The organism is Pseudomonas sp. W22_MBD1_FP4 (assembly GCF_052113765.1).
Classification (GTDB): domain Bacteria; phylum Pseudomonadota; class Gammaproteobacteria; order Pseudomonadales; family Pseudomonadaceae; genus Aquipseudomonas; species Aquipseudomonas sivasensis.
In genome coordinates, this window is record NZ_JBGQOI010000004.1 from 190,815 (window position 1) to 209,931 (window position 19,117).

A 19,117-nucleotide genomic window follows, 5' to 3' on the forward strand; every position below is an offset into this window, starting at 1 on the left:
TACAGATCAGTCAAGGCGCAGGATTCGGATGATCCTTCTGAATCGCCTCAATCCCTTCCAGTACTTCCTTCGACAGCGTCAGATCAGCACTGGCGATGTTGCTGTCCAGTTGCTCCAGCGACGTTGCGCCAATAATGTTGCTGGTCACGAACGGTTGCTGGGTCACGAACGCCAACGCCATCTGCGCCGGGTCCAGGCCATGCTCCCGAGCCAGTGCAACATATCGGCTGCAAGCCGCTTCCGACTGCGGGTTGAAGTAACGGCTGAAACGGCTGTATTCCGTCAGACGCGCTTTCGCCGGGCGTGCACCACCTTCGTATTTCCCGCTGAGCATGCCGAATGCCAGGGGCGAGTAGGCCAGCAGGCCGCACTGTTCACGAATGGCGACTTCCGCCAGGCCCACTTCAAAGCTGCGGTTGAGCAGGTTGTAGGGATTCTGGATCGACACTGCACGGGGCCAGCCACGGGCTTCGGCCAAAGCGAGGAATTTCATGGTGCCCCATGGGGTTTCATTGGACAGGCCGATGTGGCGAATCTTGCCGGCTTTTACCTGTTCGTCCAGCGCTTCGAGGGTTTCTTCCAGTGGGGTGAGGTCGTCTTCGTCCTTGTGCTTGTAGCTCAGTTGGCCGAAGAAATTGGTGCTGCGCTCCGGCCAGTGCAATTGATAGAGGTCGATCCAGTCTGTTTGCAGGCGCTTGAGGCTGGCGTCCAAGGCGTCGACGATGTGCTTGCGGTTGTGGCGCAGGTGGCCATCGCGGATGTAGTCGATGGTGTTGCCGGGGCCGGCGATCTTGCTGGCGAGGATCCAGTCGGCACGGTCGCCACGGCTTTTGAAGTAATTCCCGATATAACGCTCGGTGGTGGCATAGGTGTCGGCCTTGGGCGGCACCGGATACATTTCGGCCGTGTCGAGGAAGTTGATCCCCGCGGCCTTGGCTCGCTCGATCTGCGCGAAGGCCTCTGCCTCGCTGTTTTGCTCGCCCCAGGTCATGGTGCCCAAGGCTATCGCGCTCACGTTCAGATCCGTACGGCCCAGCTGTCGATAATCCATCGGGTACTCCTTCGGGGAAAACAATCATAAAAGCAGGTTGAATTTTTTTTCGCAATCTGCATAATTGCCCACCTCTTTCTGCAGTGGAAGTGATGCGCCGCCTGCCGAAGAATCTTGCCGTTGAACGGACGCGCCGACCCGAGCCCCCGATAGCGTCTGTATCCGGCTGCCTTTGACTTGTCAAAGTACGCACTATTCAGTAAGATCCGCCGTCTAATTTACAGGGCGGCCCCTGAGGCTATTAAAGAATGACAACTTTTACTGCAAAACCGGAAACAGTTCAGCGCGACTGGTTTGTCGTCGACGCCGCTGGTCAGACCCTGGGTCGTCTGGCCACTGAAGTCGCCAGCCGTCTGCGTGGCAAGCACAAGCCTGAGTACACCCCTCACGTTGATACCGGTGACTACATCGTGATCATCAACGCTGAGCAGGTACGTGTTACCGGCAACAAAGCGCAAGACAAAATGTACTACCGTCACTCCGGTTTCCCAGGCGGTATCAAGTCTTCGAACTTCGAAGGCCTGATCTCCAAGAAGCCTGAAGCCCCGATCGAAATCGCGGTCAAAGGTATGCTGCCTAAGGGCCCACTGGGTCGCGATATGTTTCGCAAGCTGAAAGTCTATGCGGGCGCTGTACACCCTCATGCTGCTCAGCAGCCCCAAGAACTGAAGTTTTAACGGAATAGTTCATTATGTCGGCGACTCAAAATTACGGCACTGGCCGTCGCAAAACCGCAACCGCACGCGTTTTCCTGCGTCCGGGCACTGGCAACATCTCGATCAACAACCGCACTCTGGAAAATTTCTTCGGTCGCGAAACTGCCCGCATGGTAGTTCGTCAGCCGCTGGAACTGACCGAGACTGTTGAGAAGTTCGACATCTATGTCACCGTTATCGGTGGCGGTGTAAGTGGTCAAGCTGGCGCAATTCGCCACGGTATCACTCGCGCTCTGATGCAGTACGACGAAACCCTGCGTGGCGCTCTGCGCAAAGCTGGCTTCGTTACTCGCGATGCTCGTGAAGTTGAACGTAAGAAAGTCGGTCTGCGTAAAGCGCGTAAGCGTCCGCAGTACTCGAAGCGTTAATTCGCTTTACGTTCCACAAAAACGCCCAGCCTCCTCACGGAGCTGGGCGTTTTTTATTGCCTGCGATTTATCTAGATTTTTCGCCGTGACAACTTGCCACATCCGTAGACCCCCTATACTACAAGGCCTGGAGGCAGAGCCTCGGGCAATTCCCTTGTCATACGTGGGGCTTTTCATTACCATCCGACAAAATTTTTATAAGTAAAGATTCAATACTTAGTAGACGCCTGATTTAACAGGCCAAAAAGCTGATGGGAGAGGACTGAATGAGCAATGACGGCGTGAATGCAGGCCGGCGTCGCTTCTTAGTAGCAGCCACATCCGTGGTGGGTGCTGCAGGAGCGGTGGGGGCTGCGGTCCCGTTCGTGGGGTCATGGTTTCCCAGTGCCAAGGCGAAAGCCGCAGGTGCACCGGTGAAGGTGAATGTCAGCAAGATCGAGCCAGGCCAGCAGATGATTGCTGAGTGGCGCGGCCAGCCAGTCTTCATCGTTCGTCGTACTGAGGAAATCCTGGGGAATCTGAAAAAGATCGAAGGCCAGTTGTCTGACCCAAAATCTGAGAATTCCGACCAACCCGCCTACGCCAAAAACGAAGTGCGCTCGATCAAACCAGAGATTCTGCTACTGGTTGGTCTATGTACCCATCTGGGGTGCTCGCCCACCTTCCGCCCGGAAGTAGCCCCGGCAGATCTGGGGAAGGACTGGGTCGGCGGCTATTTCTGCCCGTGCCACGGTTCTCACTACGACCTCGCCGGTCGTGTCTACAAGTCCCAGCCTGCTCCTTTGAACCTGCCCGTGCCTCCGCATACCTACGAAACTGACGACCTTATTGTCATTGGCCTCGATAAGGAGAACGCGTGATGAGCAAGTTCATGGATTGGGTAGATGCGCGCTTCCCCGCCACTAAGATGTGGGAAGACCATCTCAGCAAGTACTACGCGCCAAAAAACTTCAACTTCTTCTACTTCTTCGGCTCCCTGGCCCTTCTGGTGCTGGTCAACCAAATCGTGACCGGTGTTTGGCTGACGATGAGTTACACCCCGTCAGCGGAGGAGGCATTTGCTTCCGTTGAAGGCATCATGCGTGACGTCAATCATGGCGCGATCCTTCGATTGCTACATGCCGTGGGCGCGTCGATGTTCTTCATCGTCGTGTACCTGCATATGTTCCGTGGCCTGCTCTACGGTTCGTACCAGAAACCCCGCGAGTTAGTGTGGGTCTTCGGCATGCTGATCTACCTGGCGCTGATGGCCGAAGCCTTCATGGGTTACCTGTTACCTTGGGGGCAGATGTCGTACTGGGGCGCCCAGGTGATCATCTCGCTGTTCGGCGCGATCCCGGTTATCGGCAACGATCTGACCCAGTGGATTCGTGGTGACTACCTGATCTCTGGTATCACCCTGAACCGCTTCTTTGCCTTGCACGTGGTGGCCTTGCCTATCGTGATCCTAGGCTTGGTGGTTCTGCACATCCTGGCGTTGCACGAAGTTGGCTCTAACAACCCGGACGGCGTGGACATCAAGAAGCACAAGGACGAGAACGGCATCCCACTGGATGGCATCCCATTCCACCCGTACTACACCGTGAAAGACATCGTCGGCGTGGTCGTGTTCTTGTTCGTGTTCTGCTCGATCGTGTTCTTTTTCCCGGAGATGGGCGGTTATTTCCTGGAGAAGCCGAACTTCGAACAGGCCAACGCTTTCAAGACACCTGAGCACATTGCCCCGGTTTGGTATTTCACGCCGTTCTACGCAATCTTGCGGGCCATCCCCGACAAGCTCATGGGCGTGATCGCCATGGGTGCAGCCATTGCCGTGCTGTTCGTGTTGCCTTGGCTCGATCGAAGTCCGGTCAAATCCATGCGCTACAAAGGCTGGCTGAGCAAGATCTGGTTGTGGGTGTTCTGCATTTCGTTCGTGATCCTGGGTGTGTTGGGCGTATTGGCGCCAACTCCTGAACGTACGTTGCTGTCGCAGGTCTGCACCTTCCTGTACTTCGCCTACTTCATTCTGATGCCGTTCTATACCCGGCTTGAGAAGACCAAACCGGTTCCGGAAAGGGTGACTGGCTGATGAAAAAATTATTCGTTGCATTGATGCTTGCGGCGCTGCCGCTACTGTCCTTCGCTGCCGAGCACGGTGGTCCGGAGCTGGAAAAAGTCGATATCGACGTGTCTGACAAGGCTGCCATGCAAGACGGCGCGCGTACGTTCGCCAACTATTGCATGGGCTGTCACAGTGCCAAGTTCCAGCGGTACGAGCGGGTTGCCGATGATTTGGGCATTCCCCACGAACTGATGTTGGATAAGCTGGTGTTCACCGGTGCCAAGATTGGCGACCACATGAATATCGGTATGCAACCGGCGGACGCCAAGGCCTGGTTCGGCGCCGCACCGCCTGATCTGACCCTGGTAGCCCGTGTGCGCGGCACCGACTGGCTGTACGGCTACCTGAAGTCGTTCTACGAAGATCCGGCCCGGCCTTATCGCGTGAACAACCGAGTATTCCCGAACGTCGGCATGCCTAACGTTCTGGTCGGCCTTCAGGGCAAGCAAGTGGTAGGATGCAAGCAGATCCAGGTCGTTGAAGACGGTAAGAAGCAATATGATCCGTTGACCGGTACGCCTTTGACTCATGAAGCGTGCGATCAACTGAAGATCGAAACCCCCGGTTCGCTGACTGACGAGCAGTTCGACGAGAAGGTCAAGAACCTCGTGACCTTCCTGGCCTACTCGGCCAACCCGGTCAAACTGCAGCACCAGCGCATCGGTACTTACGTCTTGCTGTACCTGGCTTTCTTCTTCGTATTCGCCTATCTGCTCAAACGCGAATACTGGAAGGATGTGCATTGATCCAACCGTAAGCAATTGCTGTTAATCTTGCGCGCCCAGCGGCATCTCTGAATACGTAGCGAACGGGTTAACCCGCCGTTACAGAGATGCTCTCTGGGCGCGCTCGTTTTTGAGCTTCCGATAATTTCAACAAGCGAGGAGGACCGCCATGGGCGTGACCAATCGGTTGGCCTGTTACTCCGACCCCGCCGACCACTATTCCCACCGAGTACGTATCGTGCTCGCAGAGAAGGGTGTCAGCGCCGAGATCATCAGTGTGGAGGCGGGCCGTCATCCGCCAAAACTGATCGAAGTGAACCCTTACGGCAGCTTGCCCACCCTGGTCGATCGTGACCTGGCGTTGTGGGAGTCGACCGTGGTGATGGAATACCTGGATGAGCGTTACCCTCATCCGCCTTTGCTGCCGGTATATCCGGTGGCGCGTGCCAACAGTCGCCTGCTGATCCATCGGATCCAGCGCGACTGGTGTGGGCTGGTGGATGTGATTCTGGATTCGCGCAGCAAAGAGGCGGCCCGTGTCGTGGCGCGTAAGGAATTGCGCGAGAGCCTGACCGGCGTTTCGCCGTTGTTCGCCGATAAACCTTTTTTCCTCAGCGAGGAACAAAGTTTGGTGGATTGCTGCCTATTACCGATACTCTGGCGTTTGCCGATTCTCGGTATTGAACTGCCGCGGCCGGCCAAGCCGCTGCTTGATTACATGGAGCGCCAGTTTGCGCGTGAGGCTTTCCAGGCAAGTCTGTCTGGTGTCGAACGCGATATGCGCTAAGGCTTAAGGAGCCGTTGATGAACTCCAGTCGACCTTACCTGGTCCGCGCGCTCTACGAGTGGATTGTGGATAACGATTGCACCCCGCACATGCTGGTCAATTCCGAATTTCCTGCGGTTCAGGTACCGCAGGGTTTTGCCAGTGACGGGCAGATTGTGCTCAATGTATCGCCGAGTGCCGTGCGCCACCTGCACATGGACAATGAGGCGGTCAGTTTCGAAGGGCGTTTTGGCGGTGTACCGCACACGCTCTACGTGCCGATTGGCGCCATTCTTGGGATTTATGCTCGGGAAAATGGTCAGGGCATGGTGTTTGATCTGGAGTCACCTTTCGAGGACGACGAATCGATCGAAAGCGAAGAAGGTGATGATCTGCCACCACCAGATGCCGAGCCACCGCGTCCTAGCGGCCGGCCTAGCCTGAAAGTGGTGAAGTAATCGGCGATTGCCTTCGGGTGTGCCTGAAAAATGCCTCGATTTGTGTCGGGGCATTTTTTTGCGTGAAGGATATAAGTGAAAGTCGCGACTGAACGGTGATCGTACAACCGCCATGGGCTATGATGCCTCTTTACTCAACCGAGATAGATGATTCCACATGGAAAACGCCAGCACCGCCCCTCGTCTTCCCCGCAAGCGCCGCAGCCTTGCCCAGGAATTGGTCACGGTGCTGTCTGAGCAGATCCGTGACGGCGAACTCAAACGGGGCGACAAGCTGCCCACGGAGTCCGCGATCATGGAAGCCCATGGCGTTAGTCGCACCGTAGTGCGCGAAGCCATCTCACGTTTGCAGGCGGCGGGGCAGGTGGAAACCCGTCATGGTATCGGCACTTTCGTGCTGGACACGCCGAGCCCCAGCGGTTTCCGGATTGATCCCGCCACGGTCGTGACCCTGCGCGATGTGTTGGCGATTCTGGAGTTGCGTATCAGCCTGGAAGTGGAGTCTGCCGGCCTGGCGGCCCTGCGTCGTAGCGAAGAGCAGTTGGCTGCGATGCGTGCAGCACTCGATGCGTTGAATGAAAGCGCCGCGCACGCCGGCGATGCCGTCGCCTCAGACTTCGCATTTCACCTGGAAATCGCACTCTCCACCGGCAACCGTTACTTCACCGACATCATGACGCACCTGGGCACCAGCATCATTCCACGTACCCGCTTGAATTCGGCGCGCCTGGCCCATGATGATCAACAGCATTACATGGGGCGCCTGAGCCGTGAGCACGAAGAGATTTACGAGGCGATTGCCCGCCAGGACTCAGATGCGGCGCGGGCGGCGATGCGTTTGCACCTGACTAACAGCCGTGAACGGCTGCGCCATGCCCATGAAGAGGCTGAAAGGGCAGGCTGATCAAGCCGCCGCTGGTTGGTATCACTGGGCGGCTTGGTGATCAGGGTGTCTAGCGTGACGATGTGCCATTCAGCGTTTTTCTATGACTGTTGCCTGGATTGGATATAGGCAGCCAATTCGTCCAGTGTTGGTTTCTCGGCCATGTCGTCGGGCAGTTGTAAATGAAGCTCCGTCATTGACGAGTTGATCACCCGAAGCCTTTCTTTCTTGTCAGCGATCAGCTCAGCCAAAGGCCTATCGGGATCAAAGTCTTGATCTTTTTCATCCCGACTGGCTTCGAAACCGGATGCCAGTAGGCCGAAAATTTCATCAGTGGTTTTCATGAAGCACCTCTCTTCTCAGTGTGAGTTCTAGAAGCAGAATCAAGCACGGACTGGAACCTGCGCCACGTTACGACCTCTTGATGTTCGTGGTGTCAGTTCCGTTGTCGGCATATTCGGAATGGGGCATTGCGACGTCCTGATGCGGCGACTTCAGGTATCAGGAGAGCTACAGCGAATCGCCTCAGGAGCTAATGCCTTAGCCCCTGAGGTTTGTTATCCCTCGTGTATGAACTGTGCATAACTGTTAGAAATCACAGTATCGACAAACGGTAGTGTCTAGGTCTGAGGACTGGGCTTGTAGTCCTTAAGCAACAAATACGTACTCCACCCCCACCAATCATTGGTCCAATGCTTGTCGTTCAGGTCATTCACGTCCTTGCGGCGCAGCACTTTGTCACCCTCCATCTTGAACAATGGCGAAAAGTTATTTACCGGGTTCTGTGCTGCGTTCAAATCCGGTACGTACAGTGGAGCCTTGAAGTTGGCCGGGGAGGGCGCTATACCACTGATGAAGGTCTCAAAGATCTCGTCTGCGGATGCCTGAACGGCGCGTTTGACCTGTGCTCGATTGTTTGCGTCAACGGTATCGAAATAGCGCTTATCTCCATAGGCGTGCCACTCATCACCCATGGCATTGCGCACCTTCAGCCCGAATTTGCTGTCTTCATCGTGCATGAAGCGACTGATCAGCGAGCCCAACTCTCCCGGCGTGACCACCGCCGCCAGTTGCTTGCGTGGCACCCGCAAGTGGCCGGCGGAAAACAGATCGGTCAAGAAGTGATCAGCAAAACTGTTCATGGCATACGCCAGTTCCAGTGCCTGATCGGTACCGGTTTGATGCGCTATCACGGCCTGTTGCAACGCTGCCGTATGCCCCGCCAGATAGGCCGATAGCGCCCATTCGCCGAAGTGATCGGCGTTGTCCGCCGCCAGTTTCAGGTAACGGCCCAGCGGAACCAGCGCCGATATCGTACTGCCGCCCCCGGTGATTCGGTTCCATTCCTCGGACAACGTATCACCCAGCGCGTCATAGGCTTCATGGGGTTGTTTGCCATCTTTGATGGCTTGATTGACCGCGCTGATTTCCTTTTGCATCACCGCGAGAATCTTTCCTGCTTCATCCCGTGAGGCCGGCAACACTGCCAGCGAGTTAAAGGCGGCGGTGAAGCGTTGCACGCGCTCGGCAGGGGAGGCGCCATCGCTGATCGGCTTGCCAGGAATGCCATAAAAGTCACCGCCCAGGGCAATCACTTGGCCGTAGGTCAGTGCCAGCCCATTGGGTAGGTGCAGTTCGACTTGCCGGGCGGGAATCGCCGGGACGTTCGTATTGAAGCGCAACAGTGTGTCGTCGCCGATGGCGGTGTGTTCGCCACCTTCGAAGCGCAGGATCGGTTGAGTTTTTTCGGGTGCTACGAGATCAAGACCTGACATGTTAGCTCCTTGCTATGTCGTAGGAATCTTCCTTAATTGCTGTATGTATATACAGCATTGACGAGCATAGAGGATAAATTTCCTACGTCAAGAACGCTTGTATCAACACCGTTTAAACCGAAGGCCGATGAATTGCAGTTGACGAATCTTTTTATAGTTGTACGATGACGTACGACATCACCAAAACCAACAACAATCTTTCGACAGAAAGTCTTTACCCAGGGTGTTCGAATAATGAATCCACAAGAGCTGAAGTCCATCCTCTCCCACGGTCTGCTGTCTTTCCCGGTGACCGATTTCAACGCCCAGGGTGACTTCCACCAAGCGGGCTATATCAAGCGTCTTGAATGGCTGGCCCCTTACGGCGCCACCGCATTGTTCGCCGCAGGCGGCACGGGTGAGTTTTTCTCCCTGGCGGCCAGCGAATATTCCCAAGTGGTAAAGACCGCTGTTGATACTTGCGCCACCAGCGTGCCGATCCTCGCCGGTGTTGGCGGTTCGACACGCCAAGCCATCGAATATGCCCAAGAGGCTGAACGCCTGGGCGCCAAAGGTCTGTTGTTGCTGCCCCACTACCTCACCGAAGCCAGTCAGGACGGCGTTGCAGCCCACGTTGAAGCGGTGTGCAAATCGGTGAAAATCGGTGTGGTGGTCTACAACCGTAACGTGTGCCGCCTGACCGCTCCGTTGCTGGAGCGTTTGGCCGAGCGCTGCCCGAACCTGATCGGCTACAAGGATGGCCTGGGCGATATCGAGTTGATGGTGTCGATCCGCCGCCGTTTGGGCGATCGTTTCAGCTACCTCGGCGGCCTGCCGACTGCAGAGGTTTACGCCGCTGCCTACAAGGCTCTGGGCGTGCCGGTGTACTCCTCGGCGGTGTTCAACTTCATCCCGAAAACCGCGATGGACTTCTATCACGCTATTGCCAAGGATGATCACGCCACCGTCGCCAAGATCATCGACGACTTCTTCCTGCCTTACCTGGACATCCGTAACCGCAAGTCCGGCTATGCCGTGAGTATCGTCAAGGCAGGCGCAAAAATCGCTGGCTATGACGCAGGCCCAGTGCGTACGCCGCTGACCGACTTGCTGCCGGAAGAATACGAAGCCCTGGCCGCGCTGATCGACAAGCAAGGTCCGCAATAACCCATTCACAAGGCCGCTGAGTAATCAGCGGCCTTTTGCGTCAGGAGAAGATTCGTGTCCCAAGTCCAACGTTACGAAAACTACATCAACGGCCAATGGGTAACCGGCGCCGACTACTGCACCAACCTCAATCCCTCGGAGTTGTCTGATGTCATTGGCGAATACGCCAAGGCTGACGTCACTCAAGTCAACGCTGCCATCGACGCCGCCCGCGCAGCATTTCCGGCGTGGTCCACGTCCGGTATCCAGGCGCGTCATGATGCGTTGGATAAAGTTGGCAGCGAAATCCTCGCGCGCCGTGAAGAGCTCGGCACCCTGCTGGCCCGGGAAGAGGGCAAGACCTTGCCTGAAGCCATCGGCGAAGTGACCCGCGCCGGTAACATTTTCAAGTTCTTCGCCGGTGAGTGCCTGCGTTTGTCCGGCGACTACGTGCCGTCGGTACGCCCGGGTGTCAACGTTGAAGTCACCCGTGAAGCGCTCGGTGTGGTCGGCCTGATCACGCCGTGGAACTTCCCGATCGCCATTCCTGCATGGAAGATCGCCCCGGCGCTTGCTTACGGCAACTGCGTAGTCATCAAGCCGGCCGAACTGGTACCGGGCTGCGCCTGGGCCCTCGCAGAAATTATCTCCCGCGCCGGTTTCCCTGCCGGTGTGTTCAATCTGGTGATGGGCAGCGGCCGCGTGGTAGGCGACGTGCTGGTCAACAGTCCGAAAGTCGACGGCATCAGCTTCACCGGCTCCGTCGGCGTGGGCCGTCAGATCGCCGTCAGCTGCGTGTCGCGCCAGGCCAAAGTGCAGTTGGAAATGGGCGGCAAGAATCCGCAGATCATTCTCGACGACGCCGACCTCAAGCAAGCTGTCGAGCTGTCGGTACAGAGCGCGTTCTACTCCACTGGCCAGCGTTGCACCGCGTCCAGCCGTTTGATCGTCACCGCTGGTATTCACGACCAGTTCGTCGCGGCCATGGCTGAGCGCATGAAGTCGATCAAGGTTGGCCACGCGTTGAAAAGCGGTACCGACATCGGTCCGGTGGTTTCCCAGGCTCAGTTGGATCAGGACCTGAAATACATCGACATCGGCCAAAGCGAAGGCGCGCGGCTGGTCAGCGGTGGCGGCCTGGTGACGTGTGACACCGAGGGTTACTACTTGGCGCCGACGCTGTTTGCCGACAGCGAAGCCGCCATGCGCATCAGCCGTGAAGAAATTTTCGGTCCAGTGGCAAACGTTGTGCGCGTTGCGGACTACGAGGCTGCACTGGCCATGGCCAACGACACCGAATTCGGTTTGTCGGCGGGCATTGCGACCACATCGTTGAAATACGCCAACCACTTCAAGCGCCACTCCCAGGCTGGGATGGTGATGGTCAACCTGCCCACGGCAGGCGTGGATTACCACGTTCCGTTCGGTGGCCGGAAAGGCTCGTCCTATGGCTCGCGGGAGCAAGGTCGCTATGCACAAGAGTTCTACACAGTGGTGAAAACCAGCTACATCGGCTCGTAAGACGCTGATCCAGTGGGGGCCGGACGCCTGCCGGCTCCCACGCTAAAAACACAAAACTATTACCCGCAAAAAAAATAATTAGTGGGAGTACTTCTACATGCAAGCGACCAAGCCGACTCACGTCCGCTATTTGATCCTGCTCATGCTGTTCCTGGTGACCACGATCAACTACGCCGACCGGGCCACCATCGCCATCGCAGGCTCCAGCCTGCAGAAAGACCTCGGCATCGACGCGGTCACCCTCGGTTATATCTTCTCTGCATTCGGTTGGGCCTACGTGGCCGGGCAAATTCCCGGTGGCTGGCTGCTGGACCGATTCGGCTCGAAAAAAGTCTACGCCCTGAGCATCTTCACCTGGTCACTGTTCACCGTGCTGCAAGGCTATGTCGGTGAGTTCGGTGTATCCACCGCGGTTGTTGCGCTGTTCATGCTGCGCTTTATGGTGGGCCTGGCCGAAGCGCCTTCCTTCCCGGGTAACGCTCGGATTGTGGCGGCCTGGTTCCCCACCGCCGAGCGCGGTACGGCCTCGGCGATCTTCAACTCGGCGCAGTACTTCGCCACGGTATTGTTCGCGCCGCTGATGGGCTGGATCGTCTACCGCTTTGGCTGGCAGCACGTGTTTATCGTGATGGGCGTGATCGGCATCGTGTTCTCGCTGATCTGGCTGAAAGTGATCCACAGCCCGCGCCAGCACCCGATGATCAACGAAGCTGAGCTCAACCACATCGCTGCCAATGGCGCGATGGTCGATATGGATCAGGACAAAGGCAAGGGTAAGAAAACCGACGGGCCGAAGTGGGATTACATCCGCCAGTTGCTGACCAACCGCATGATGTTAGGCGTGTACCTGGGCCAGTACTGCATCAATGGCATCACTTACTTCTTCCTGACCTGGTTCCCGGTGTACCTGGTGCAGGACCGTGGCATGACCATCCTCAAGGCCGGTTTCATCGCCTCGTTACCGGCGATCTGCGGGTTTATCGGTGGCGTGTTGGGTGGGGTCATTTCCGACTACCTGCTGCGCAAAGGCCATTCGCTGACGTTCGCCCGCAAGGCGCCGATCATTGCGGGCTTGCTGGTCTCCAGTAGCATCATCGCGTGTAACTACGTTGACGTTGAATGGATGGTGGTGGGCTTCATGGCGTTGGCCTTCTTTGGCAAAGGCGTTGGCGCACTGGGTTGGGCGGTGGTGTCCGACACTTCGCCGAAACAAATCGCCGGCCTCAGTGGTGGCTTGTTCAACACCTTCGGTAATCTGGCTTCTATCACCACGCCTATCGTGATCGGCTACATCATCAGCACCACCGGTTCCTTTAAATGGGCCCTGGTGTTTGTCGGCGCCAATGCACTGGTGGCGGTGTTCAGCTATCTGGTCATCGTCGGTCCGATCAAACGTGTAGTACTCAAAGAGCCGCCAACCAAGGGGCCAGAGTTGACCAACCTAACCGAAGCGCATTCCTGAGGGGCCCCGTGATGCAGTTGATTGAACATGCCGACTCGCCGCGTTCCATTCGTTTGCACGAGCGCGACAACGTAGTGATCGTGGTCAATGACCAGGGCGTACCGGCCGGTACCGAGTTTCCGGACGGCCTGGTGACCGTGGATTTCATCCCCCAGAGCCACAAAGTGACCCTGGAAGACATCCCCGAAGGCGGTCAGATTATTCGCTACGGCCAGACCATCGGTTACGCCCTGGCGCCGATTCCGCGCGGCAGTTGGGTCCAGGAAGATCAACTGCGCATGCCGACCGCGCCACCGCTGGACAGCTTGCCGCTGTCCACGGAGGTGCCCGAAACCCAGGCGCCGCTGGAGGGGTTTACCTTCGAGGGCTATCGCAACGCCGACGGTACTGTGGGCACGCGTAACATCCTTGGCATCACCACCACGGTGCAGTGTGTGACCGGGGTGCTGGACCATGCGGTCAAGCGCATCAAGGACGAATTGCTGCCCAAGTACCCACACGTCGATGACGTAGTGGCGCTGACCCACAGCTACGGCTGCGGGGTGGCGATCACGGCGACAGATGCGTACATCCCGATCCGTACCGTACGCAACCTGGCGCGCAACCCGAACTTGGGCGGCGAAGCCCTGGTGATCAGCCTGGGTTGCGAGAAATTGCAGGCCGGGCAGGTGATGCACGACAACGACAGCTCGGTCGACCTGAGCGAGCCGTGGCTGTATCGGTTGCAGGATTCCAGCCACGGCTTTACCGAGATGATCGAGCAGATCATGGACTTGGCCGAAGTCCGCCTGAAGAAGCTCGACCAGCGCCGCCGGGAAACCGTGCCGGCATCCGAACTGATCCTGGGTATGCAGTGCGGCGGCAGTGATGCGTTTTCCGGCATCACCGCCAACCCCGCGCTGGGTTACGCCTCTGACTTGTTGTTGCGGGTTGGGGCGACGGTGATGTTTTCCGAAGTGACCGAAGTACGCGATGCCATTTACCTGCTGACTTCTCGCGCGCAAACAAAGGAAGTTGCTGAGGAGTTGGTCAGGGAAATGGACTGGTACGACCGTTACCTGGCCAAAGGCGAAGCAGATCGCAGCGCCAATACCACGCCGGGCAACAAGAAGGGCGGGTTGTCGAATATTGTCGAGAAGTCCCTGGGTTCCATCGTCAAGTCCGGCAGCAGCGCGATCAACGGCGTGCTGGGTCCGGGTGAGCGCTTCAAGAGCAAGGGCCTGATTTTTTGTGCGACGCCGGCCAGCGACTTTGTCTGCGGTACGCTGCAATTGGCGGCGGGGATGAACCTGCATGTGTTTACCACCGGGCGTGGCACGCCGTACGGGCTGGCAATGGCGCCGGTGGTGAAGGTGTCGACCCGTACGGAGCTGGCGCAGCGCTGGCCGGACCTCATCGATATCGACGCCGGGCGCATCGCTACCGGGCGTGCGAGTATCGAGGAGCTGGGTTGGGAGTTGTTCCACTTCTATCTGGATGTGGCCAGCGGTAAGAAAAAGACCTGGGCGGAGCATCACAAGCTGCATAACGACATCACGTTGTTTAACCCGGCGCCGATTACCTGAGACCGAGTCGCCTGCATCGGGGGCAAGGCCCCTCCCACAGTTTGACCGCGTTTATCCTGTAGGAATGCGGTCGAGTGTGGGAGGGGCGGTGCGACGATTCGACTTGCCCCCGATAGCGGTCTACCGGGCGCCGTTGGGCTGTATGGCTTATCATTAGCCACCTAACGACGCTCACCAAGGTTCTCCCCGGCATGCTGGCTATCTTCCTCACCACCCTCACCATCACCGCGCCGGTATTTGCCATGCTGTTCCTGGGTGTGCTGCTCAAGCGCATCAACTGGATCAACGACAACTTTATCCACACGGCTTCGTCCCTGGTGTTCAACGTCACCATGCCGGCGTTGCTGTTCCTGGGCATTCTGCATGCCGACCTGCACTCGGCGCTCAAACCGGGTTTGCTGATCTATTTTGCCGTCGCGACGCTGGCGAGCTTTGCCCTGGCTTGGGGTTGGGCGATTTTTCGCTGCAAGCGTGAAGACCGGGGCATCTACACCCAGGGCGCGTTTCGCGGCAATAACGGGGTGATCGGCCTGGCCCTGGCCGCCAGCATGTACGGTGACTACGGCATTTCCCTCGGCGCGATTCTCGCGGCGCTGGTCATCCTGTTCTACAACACCCTGTCGACCATCGTGCTGGCGGTGTACAGCCCGGTGATCAAGTCCGACCCGTGGAGTATCTGCAAAAGTGTGGTGGCCAACCCGCTGATCATCAGCGTCATCGTGGCGGCGCCGTTCGCGTTTTTTCAGATTGGCCTGCCGGGCTGGCTGGAAAAATCCATGCAGTACCTGGCGGATACCACCTTGCCGCTGGCCTTGATTTGCATTGGCGGCACTTTGTCACTGGCGGCGTTGCGCAAGAGCGGCAATATGGCGCTGAGCGCGAGCTTGATGAAGATGGTCTGGCTGCCGGTTGTCGCGACCTTGGGCGCGTGGCTGCTGGGCTTTCGCGGTCCGGAGTTGGGGATTCTGTTCCTGTACTTCGGCGCGCCGACGGCCGCTGCAAGTTTCGTGATGGCCAGGGCGGCCGAGGGGAATCATGAGCTGGCGGCGGCGATTATCGTGATCACTACGCTGATGGCGGCAGTGACCACGAATATTGGGATTTTCGTATTGCAGGCGGGTGGCTGGATCTAGCCTTCCTTCTGGTAGCTGTCGATCACTTCCTGGGCCGCGCGGAACGCATCAATCGCAGCCGGTACACCGGCATACACCGCGCAATGCAGCAGCGCTTCGCGAATTTCCTCCACAGTACAGCCGTTGTTCAACGCGCCACGCACGTGGCCTTTGAGCTCCTGCGGGCACTTGAGCGCGGTGAGGGCGGCGAGGGTGATCAGGCTGCGCGTCTTCAGCGGCAAACCTTCGCGGTTCCACACACTGCCCCACGCATGTTCATTGACGAAATCCTGCAGCGGCTGGGTGAAGTCGGTGGCGTTGCCCAGGGCGCGGTCGACGAATACATCGCCCATGACCTGGCGACGCATCTCAACCCCGGGCTTTTTCTGATCGGTCATTTCGATTCCCTCTTGTGTTGGCGGCGCCAGGCGCGCAGCGAGGTAAATATCAGGATCACCACCAGCGCTGGCAGGACGTAATACAGCATCAATTGTTCAAGCTTGTTGGCCAGGGGCATGCCGGTGGTAAACGACATCACGTGCAGCCCATACGCCAGGTACAGGCCCAGCAATACCAGACCTTCGGCGCGGGTGACGCGGTAGCCGGTATAAAACACCGGCAGGCACAGCACCACCACGCCGAGCATCACCGGCAGGTCGAAATCCAGGGCGTTGGGCGACACCGACAGTGGCGATGGCGCCAGCAGCGCGGTTAGACCCAACACGCCCAGCAGGTTGAACAGGTTGCTGCCGATCACGTTACCCACGGCAATTTCTCGCTGGCCGCGCAGGGCGGCAATCAGTGAGGTCGCGAGGCACGGCAGCGAGGTACCGACGCCGATAAGCGTCAGGCCGATTATGCGTTCCGACAAACCCAGGTCGCTGGCCACGTCCACCGCCGCACCGAGCAGCAGGTGGCCGGCTAGCACCAGGATCAGAAAACCGCCGAGCATCAGCAATACACTGCTCAGCCAGGGCGCCTGGGTCACGGTGTCCAGCGTGCGTGGACGCCGCGAGTGTCGGGTCTGGTAGTGCAGCACGCCAAGGTAGGCCATCAAAGCAATCAGCAGCAGAAGACCATCGAGCGGCGTCAGTTCTTCATTGGCTGCAAGGGTAAACACCAGCAGGCCAGCGAGGATCATTACCGGTATATCCAGGCGTACCAACTGACGCGAGACTCGCAAGGGGATGATCAGCGCCGACAGGCCAAGGGTCACCAGGATGTTGAAGATGCTGCTGCCGATTACGCTGCCCACGGCGATGTCGGTATTGCCGGCCAGGGTGGCCTGCAGGCTGACGGTCATCTGTGGCGCGCTGCTGCCGAAGGCCACGATCGTCAGGCCGATGATTAACGGTCGCACTTTGAGGCTGGCCGCCAGGCGCACCGCGGCGCGCACCAGGATTTCGGCGCCGATGATCAGCAGCACAAGCCCGCTGATCAGTTCGAGCAGGCTCCAGGGCGAGAGGGCGGTTAATCCGAAAATGGCCAGGGCTCCGTCTTCAGTTGCTCAGGGCTTGCACGCGAACCCGTGCAGTGCCGCTGCTCAGCATACCCAGTTGCTCGGCAGCCTTGCGTGAAAGATCAATCAAGCGCCCGCGGGTATGCGGGCCGCGATCATTGATGCGCACAACGACGGATTTGTCGTTGTCGAGATTAGTGACCTTGACCTGGGTGCCGAAGGGTAATTGCCGGTGGGCGGCGGTCAGGGCGTTCTGGTTGAAAGGTTCACCGCTGGCTGTTTTCTTGCCATGGTGCCGGGCGCCGTAATAGGAGGCGGTGCCGGTTTCGTCGTAGCCGTTGGGGTTGATGAGGCCGCTGGCGCAGCCGGCCAGTAGTGAAAACAGGGCGCATAGGCCTAATAGACGCTTCATTATCAAGGTGCCCCCATCACAAATATGGGAGGGGGCTCGTCGCCGATAGCGGTGATTCAGTCAAAACAGTAATGACTGACACTCCGCCATCGGGGGCAAGCCCCCTCCCACCGCGGGTCCGAGTTAAGCGTGAATTCTCACCCGGACCATTCATCGCATTCAGCCTTCGAGCTTGCTTTTCAGCAGTTCGTTCACCTGTTGCGGGTTGGCCTTGCCTTTGGAGGCTTTCATGGCCTGGCCGACAAAGAAGCCGAACATCTTGCCGCGCTTGGCTTCGTCTGCCGCTCGGTATTGCTCGACCTGTTCGGCGTTGGCCGCCAGCATCTCATCCAGCACCGCCGAGATTGCGCCGCTGTCGGTGACTTGCTTCAGACCGCGCTTCTCGATGATCTCGTCGGCGCTGCCTTCACCGCTCGCCATGGCTTCAAACACGGTCTTGGCGATTTTGCCGGAGATGGTGTTGTCCTTGATGCGCAGCAGCATGCCGCCCAACTGCTCGGCGGTCACCGGGGCTTCGTCGATTTCCAGGCCCTGCTTGTTCAGCAGGCTGCCCAGCTCAACCATCACCCAGTTGGCCGCCAGCTTGGCGTCACCGGCAATGCTCACGACTTTTTCGAAGTAGTCGGCTTGCTCGCGGCTGGACGCCAATACGCTGGCATCGTAGACCGACAGGCCGAACTGCTCCTGGAAGCGCTCGCGTTTTTGCGGAGGCAACTCCGGCAGGGTTGCGCGGATGTCATTGAGGAACGAATCCTCAAGCACCACCGGCAACAGGTCCGGATCGGGGAAGTAACGGTAGTCGTTGGCTTCCTCTTTGCTGCGCATGGCGCGGGTTTCGTCTTTGTTCGGGTCGTACAGGCGGGTCTGCTGGATCACCTTGCCGCCGTCTTCGATCAGTTCGATCTGGCGACGTACTTCGGTGTTGATCGCCTTCTCGATGAAGCGGAACGAGTTGACGTTCTTGATCTCGCAGCGGGTGCCGTACTCGGCCTGGCCTTTTGGCCGCACCGACACGTTGCAGTCACAGCGCAGTGAGCCTTCTGCCATGTTGCCGTCGCAGATGCCCAGGTAACGGACCAGCGCGTGGATGGTCTTGACGTAGGCCACGGCTTCCTTGGCGCTGCGCATGTCCGGCTCGGACACGATCTCCAGTAGCGGAGTGCCGGCGCGGTTCAGGTCGATCCCGGTGGCGCCGTTGAATTCTTCATGCAGGCTCTTGCCAGCGTCTTCTTCAAGGTGCGCACGGGTCACGCCGACACGCTTGATGGTGCCGTCTTCCAACGGGATGTCCAGGTAGCCCTTGCCGACAATTGGCAGTTCCATCTGGCTGATCTGGTAGCCCTTGGGCAGGTCCGGGTAGAAGTAGTTTTTGCGCGCGAACACGTTGTGCTGACCGATCTCGGCGTCAATCGCCAGGCCGAACATCACCGCCATGCGTACCGCTTCCTGGTTCAGCACCGGCAATACGCCGGGCATGCCCAGGTCTACCAGGCTCGCCTGGGTGTTGGGCTCGGAGCCGAACGTGGTGGCGCTACCGGAGAAAATCTTCGATTGGGTGGCGAGCTGGGTATGAATCTCCAGCCCGATCACAACTTCCCATTGCATAGTGTTCTCC

General features: G+C 58.2%; 20 protein-coding genes. 13 read left to right on the forward strand and 7 right to left on the reverse strand.

Features of this window, described 5'->3' with window-relative positions; genetic code table 11:
* Positions 1–10: 10 nt before the first annotated feature.
* Entirely contained in the window at positions 11–1,051 is a 1,041-nt protein-coding gene (locus ACEN2T_RS07690) for an NADP(H)-dependent aldo-keto reductase (protein ID WP_032886242.1), read from the reverse strand.
* Positions 1,052–1,299: 248 nt separating this feature from the next.
* On the opposite strand from ACEN2T_RS07690, the gene rplM reads away from it, so the two are divergent.
* The 8 genes from rplM to ACEN2T_RS07730 all read left to right on the forward strand — a co-directional run bounded on the left by rplM (position 1,300) and on the right by ACEN2T_RS07730 (position 7,092).
* The gene (gene rplM, locus ACEN2T_RS07695; RefSeq protein WP_003171742.1) at positions 1,300–1,728 is read left to right on the forward strand and encodes a 50S ribosomal protein L13; all 429 of its coding nucleotides are present in this window, start codon (positions 1,300–1,302) and stop codon (positions 1,726–1,728) included.
* 14 nt (positions 1,729–1,742) lie between these two features.
* Entirely contained in the window at positions 1,743–2,135 is a 393-nt protein-coding gene (gene rpsI / locus ACEN2T_RS07700) for a 30S ribosomal protein S9 (protein WP_003216038.1), read from the forward strand.
* Between the two features lie 266 nt (positions 2,136–2,401).
* Positions 2,402–2,995 carry a ubiquinol-cytochrome c reductase iron-sulfur subunit gene (gene petA / locus ACEN2T_RS07705; protein ID WP_032886243.1) on the forward strand — a complete coding sequence of 198 codons (594 nt, stop codon included), beginning with the start codon at positions 2,402–2,404 and terminating at the stop codon, positions 2,993–2,995.
* Entirely contained in the window at positions 2,995–4,206 is a 1,212-nt protein-coding gene (locus ACEN2T_RS07710; protein ID WP_032886244.1) for a cytochrome b, read from the forward strand. Before petA ends, ACEN2T_RS07710 begins: the two co-directional genes overlap by 1 nt.
* Positions 4,206–4,985, forward strand: coding sequence for a cytochrome c1 (locus tag ACEN2T_RS07715; RefSeq protein WP_095183832.1), 780 nt, complete (start codon positions 4,206–4,208; stop codon positions 4,983–4,985). Before ACEN2T_RS07710 ends, ACEN2T_RS07715 begins: the two co-directional genes overlap by 1 nt.
* 148 nt (positions 4,986–5,133) lie before the next feature.
* A complete protein-coding gene (locus tag ACEN2T_RS07720) occupies positions 5,134–5,751 on the forward strand; it encodes a glutathione S-transferase N-terminal domain-containing protein (RefSeq protein ID WP_032886246.1) in 618 nt (205 codons plus the stop codon).
* A gap of 17 nt (positions 5,752–5,768) precedes the next feature.
* Complete coding sequence (locus ACEN2T_RS07725) at positions 5,769–6,188, forward strand: ClpXP protease specificity-enhancing factor (RefSeq protein ID WP_032886247.1); 420 nt, start codon at positions 5,769–5,771, stop codon at positions 6,186–6,188.
* 157 nt (positions 6,189–6,345) lie between these two features.
* Positions 6,346–7,092, forward strand: coding sequence for a FadR/GntR family transcriptional regulator (locus tag ACEN2T_RS07730; protein ID WP_032886248.1), 747 nt, complete (start codon positions 6,346–6,348; stop codon positions 7,090–7,092).
* An 80-nt stretch (positions 7,093–7,172) separates the two neighbouring features.
* Here ACEN2T_RS07730 and ACEN2T_RS07735 read toward each other — a convergent pair whose 3' ends face one another.
* Both ACEN2T_RS07735 and ACEN2T_RS07740 read right to left on the reverse strand, forming a co-directional pair.
* Positions 7,173–7,415 (reverse strand): hypothetical protein, encoded by a 243-nt coding sequence (locus tag ACEN2T_RS07735; RefSeq protein ID WP_442116530.1) that lies wholly within the window; start codon positions 7,413–7,415, stop codon positions 7,173–7,175.
* 276 nt (positions 7,416–7,691) lie between these two features.
* Entirely contained in the window at positions 7,692–8,846 is a 1,155-nt protein-coding gene (locus ACEN2T_RS07740; RefSeq protein ID WP_442116531.1) for a phospholipase, read from the reverse strand.
* A gap of 234 nt (positions 8,847–9,080) precedes the next feature.
* Here ACEN2T_RS07740 and kdgD point away from each other — a divergent pair, with 234 nt between their 5' ends.
* The 5 genes from kdgD (at position 9,081) to ACEN2T_RS07765 (ending at position 15,652) form a co-directional block, all read left to right on the forward strand.
* Positions 9,081–9,992, forward strand: a complete 912-nt coding sequence (kdgD, locus tag ACEN2T_RS07745; RefSeq protein WP_032886251.1) for a 5-dehydro-4-deoxyglucarate dehydratase — start codon at positions 9,081–9,083, stop codon at positions 9,990–9,992.
* A 54-nt stretch (positions 9,993–10,046) separates the two neighbouring features.
* Positions 10,047–11,492, forward strand: coding sequence for an aldehyde dehydrogenase family protein (locus ACEN2T_RS07750; RefSeq protein ID WP_032886252.1), 1,446 nt, complete (start codon positions 10,047–10,049; stop codon positions 11,490–11,492).
* A 97-nt stretch (positions 11,493–11,589) separates the two neighbouring features.
* Complete coding sequence (locus ACEN2T_RS07755; RefSeq protein ID WP_032886253.1) at positions 11,590–12,954, forward strand: MFS transporter; 1,365 nt, start codon at positions 11,590–11,592, stop codon at positions 12,952–12,954.
* Between the two features lie 11 nt (positions 12,955–12,965).
* Positions 12,966–14,519 (forward strand): galactarate dehydratase, encoded by a 1,554-nt coding sequence (gene garD, locus ACEN2T_RS07760; protein WP_442116532.1) that lies wholly within the window; start codon positions 12,966–12,968, stop codon positions 14,517–14,519.
* Between the two features lie 191 nt (positions 14,520–14,710).
* Positions 14,711–15,652, forward strand: a complete 942-nt coding sequence (locus ACEN2T_RS07765; protein WP_032886255.1) for an AEC family transporter — start codon at positions 14,711–14,713, stop codon at positions 15,650–15,652.
* On the opposite strand, the gene ACEN2T_RS07770 is transcribed toward ACEN2T_RS07765, so the two are convergent.
* The 4 genes from ACEN2T_RS07770 to gatB form a co-directional block, all read right to left on the reverse strand.
* Positions 15,649–16,029, reverse strand: a complete 381-nt coding sequence (locus ACEN2T_RS07770; RefSeq protein ID WP_032886256.1) for a carboxymuconolactone decarboxylase family protein — start codon at positions 16,027–16,029, stop codon at positions 15,649–15,651. The two genes, ACEN2T_RS07765 and ACEN2T_RS07770, sit on opposite strands and share 4 nt — an antisense overlap.
* Positions 16,026–17,072 (reverse strand): calcium/sodium antiporter, encoded by a 1,047-nt coding sequence (locus ACEN2T_RS07775; protein WP_032886257.1) that lies wholly within the window; start codon positions 17,070–17,072, stop codon positions 16,026–16,028. The genes ACEN2T_RS07770 and ACEN2T_RS07775 overlap by 4 nt, the downstream gene beginning before the upstream one ends.
* A 58-nt stretch (positions 17,073–17,130) precedes the next feature.
* Entirely contained in the window at positions 17,131–17,502 is a 372-nt protein-coding gene (locus ACEN2T_RS07780; RefSeq protein ID WP_032886258.1) for a septal ring lytic transglycosylase RlpA family protein, read from the reverse strand.
* A gap of 159 nt (positions 17,503–17,661) precedes the next feature.
* Complete coding sequence (gene gatB, locus ACEN2T_RS07785) at positions 17,662–19,107, reverse strand: Asp-tRNA(Asn)/Glu-tRNA(Gln) amidotransferase subunit GatB (protein ID WP_032886259.1); 1,446 nt, start codon at positions 19,105–19,107, stop codon at positions 17,662–17,664.
* Positions 19,108–19,117 lie beyond the last annotated feature (10 nt).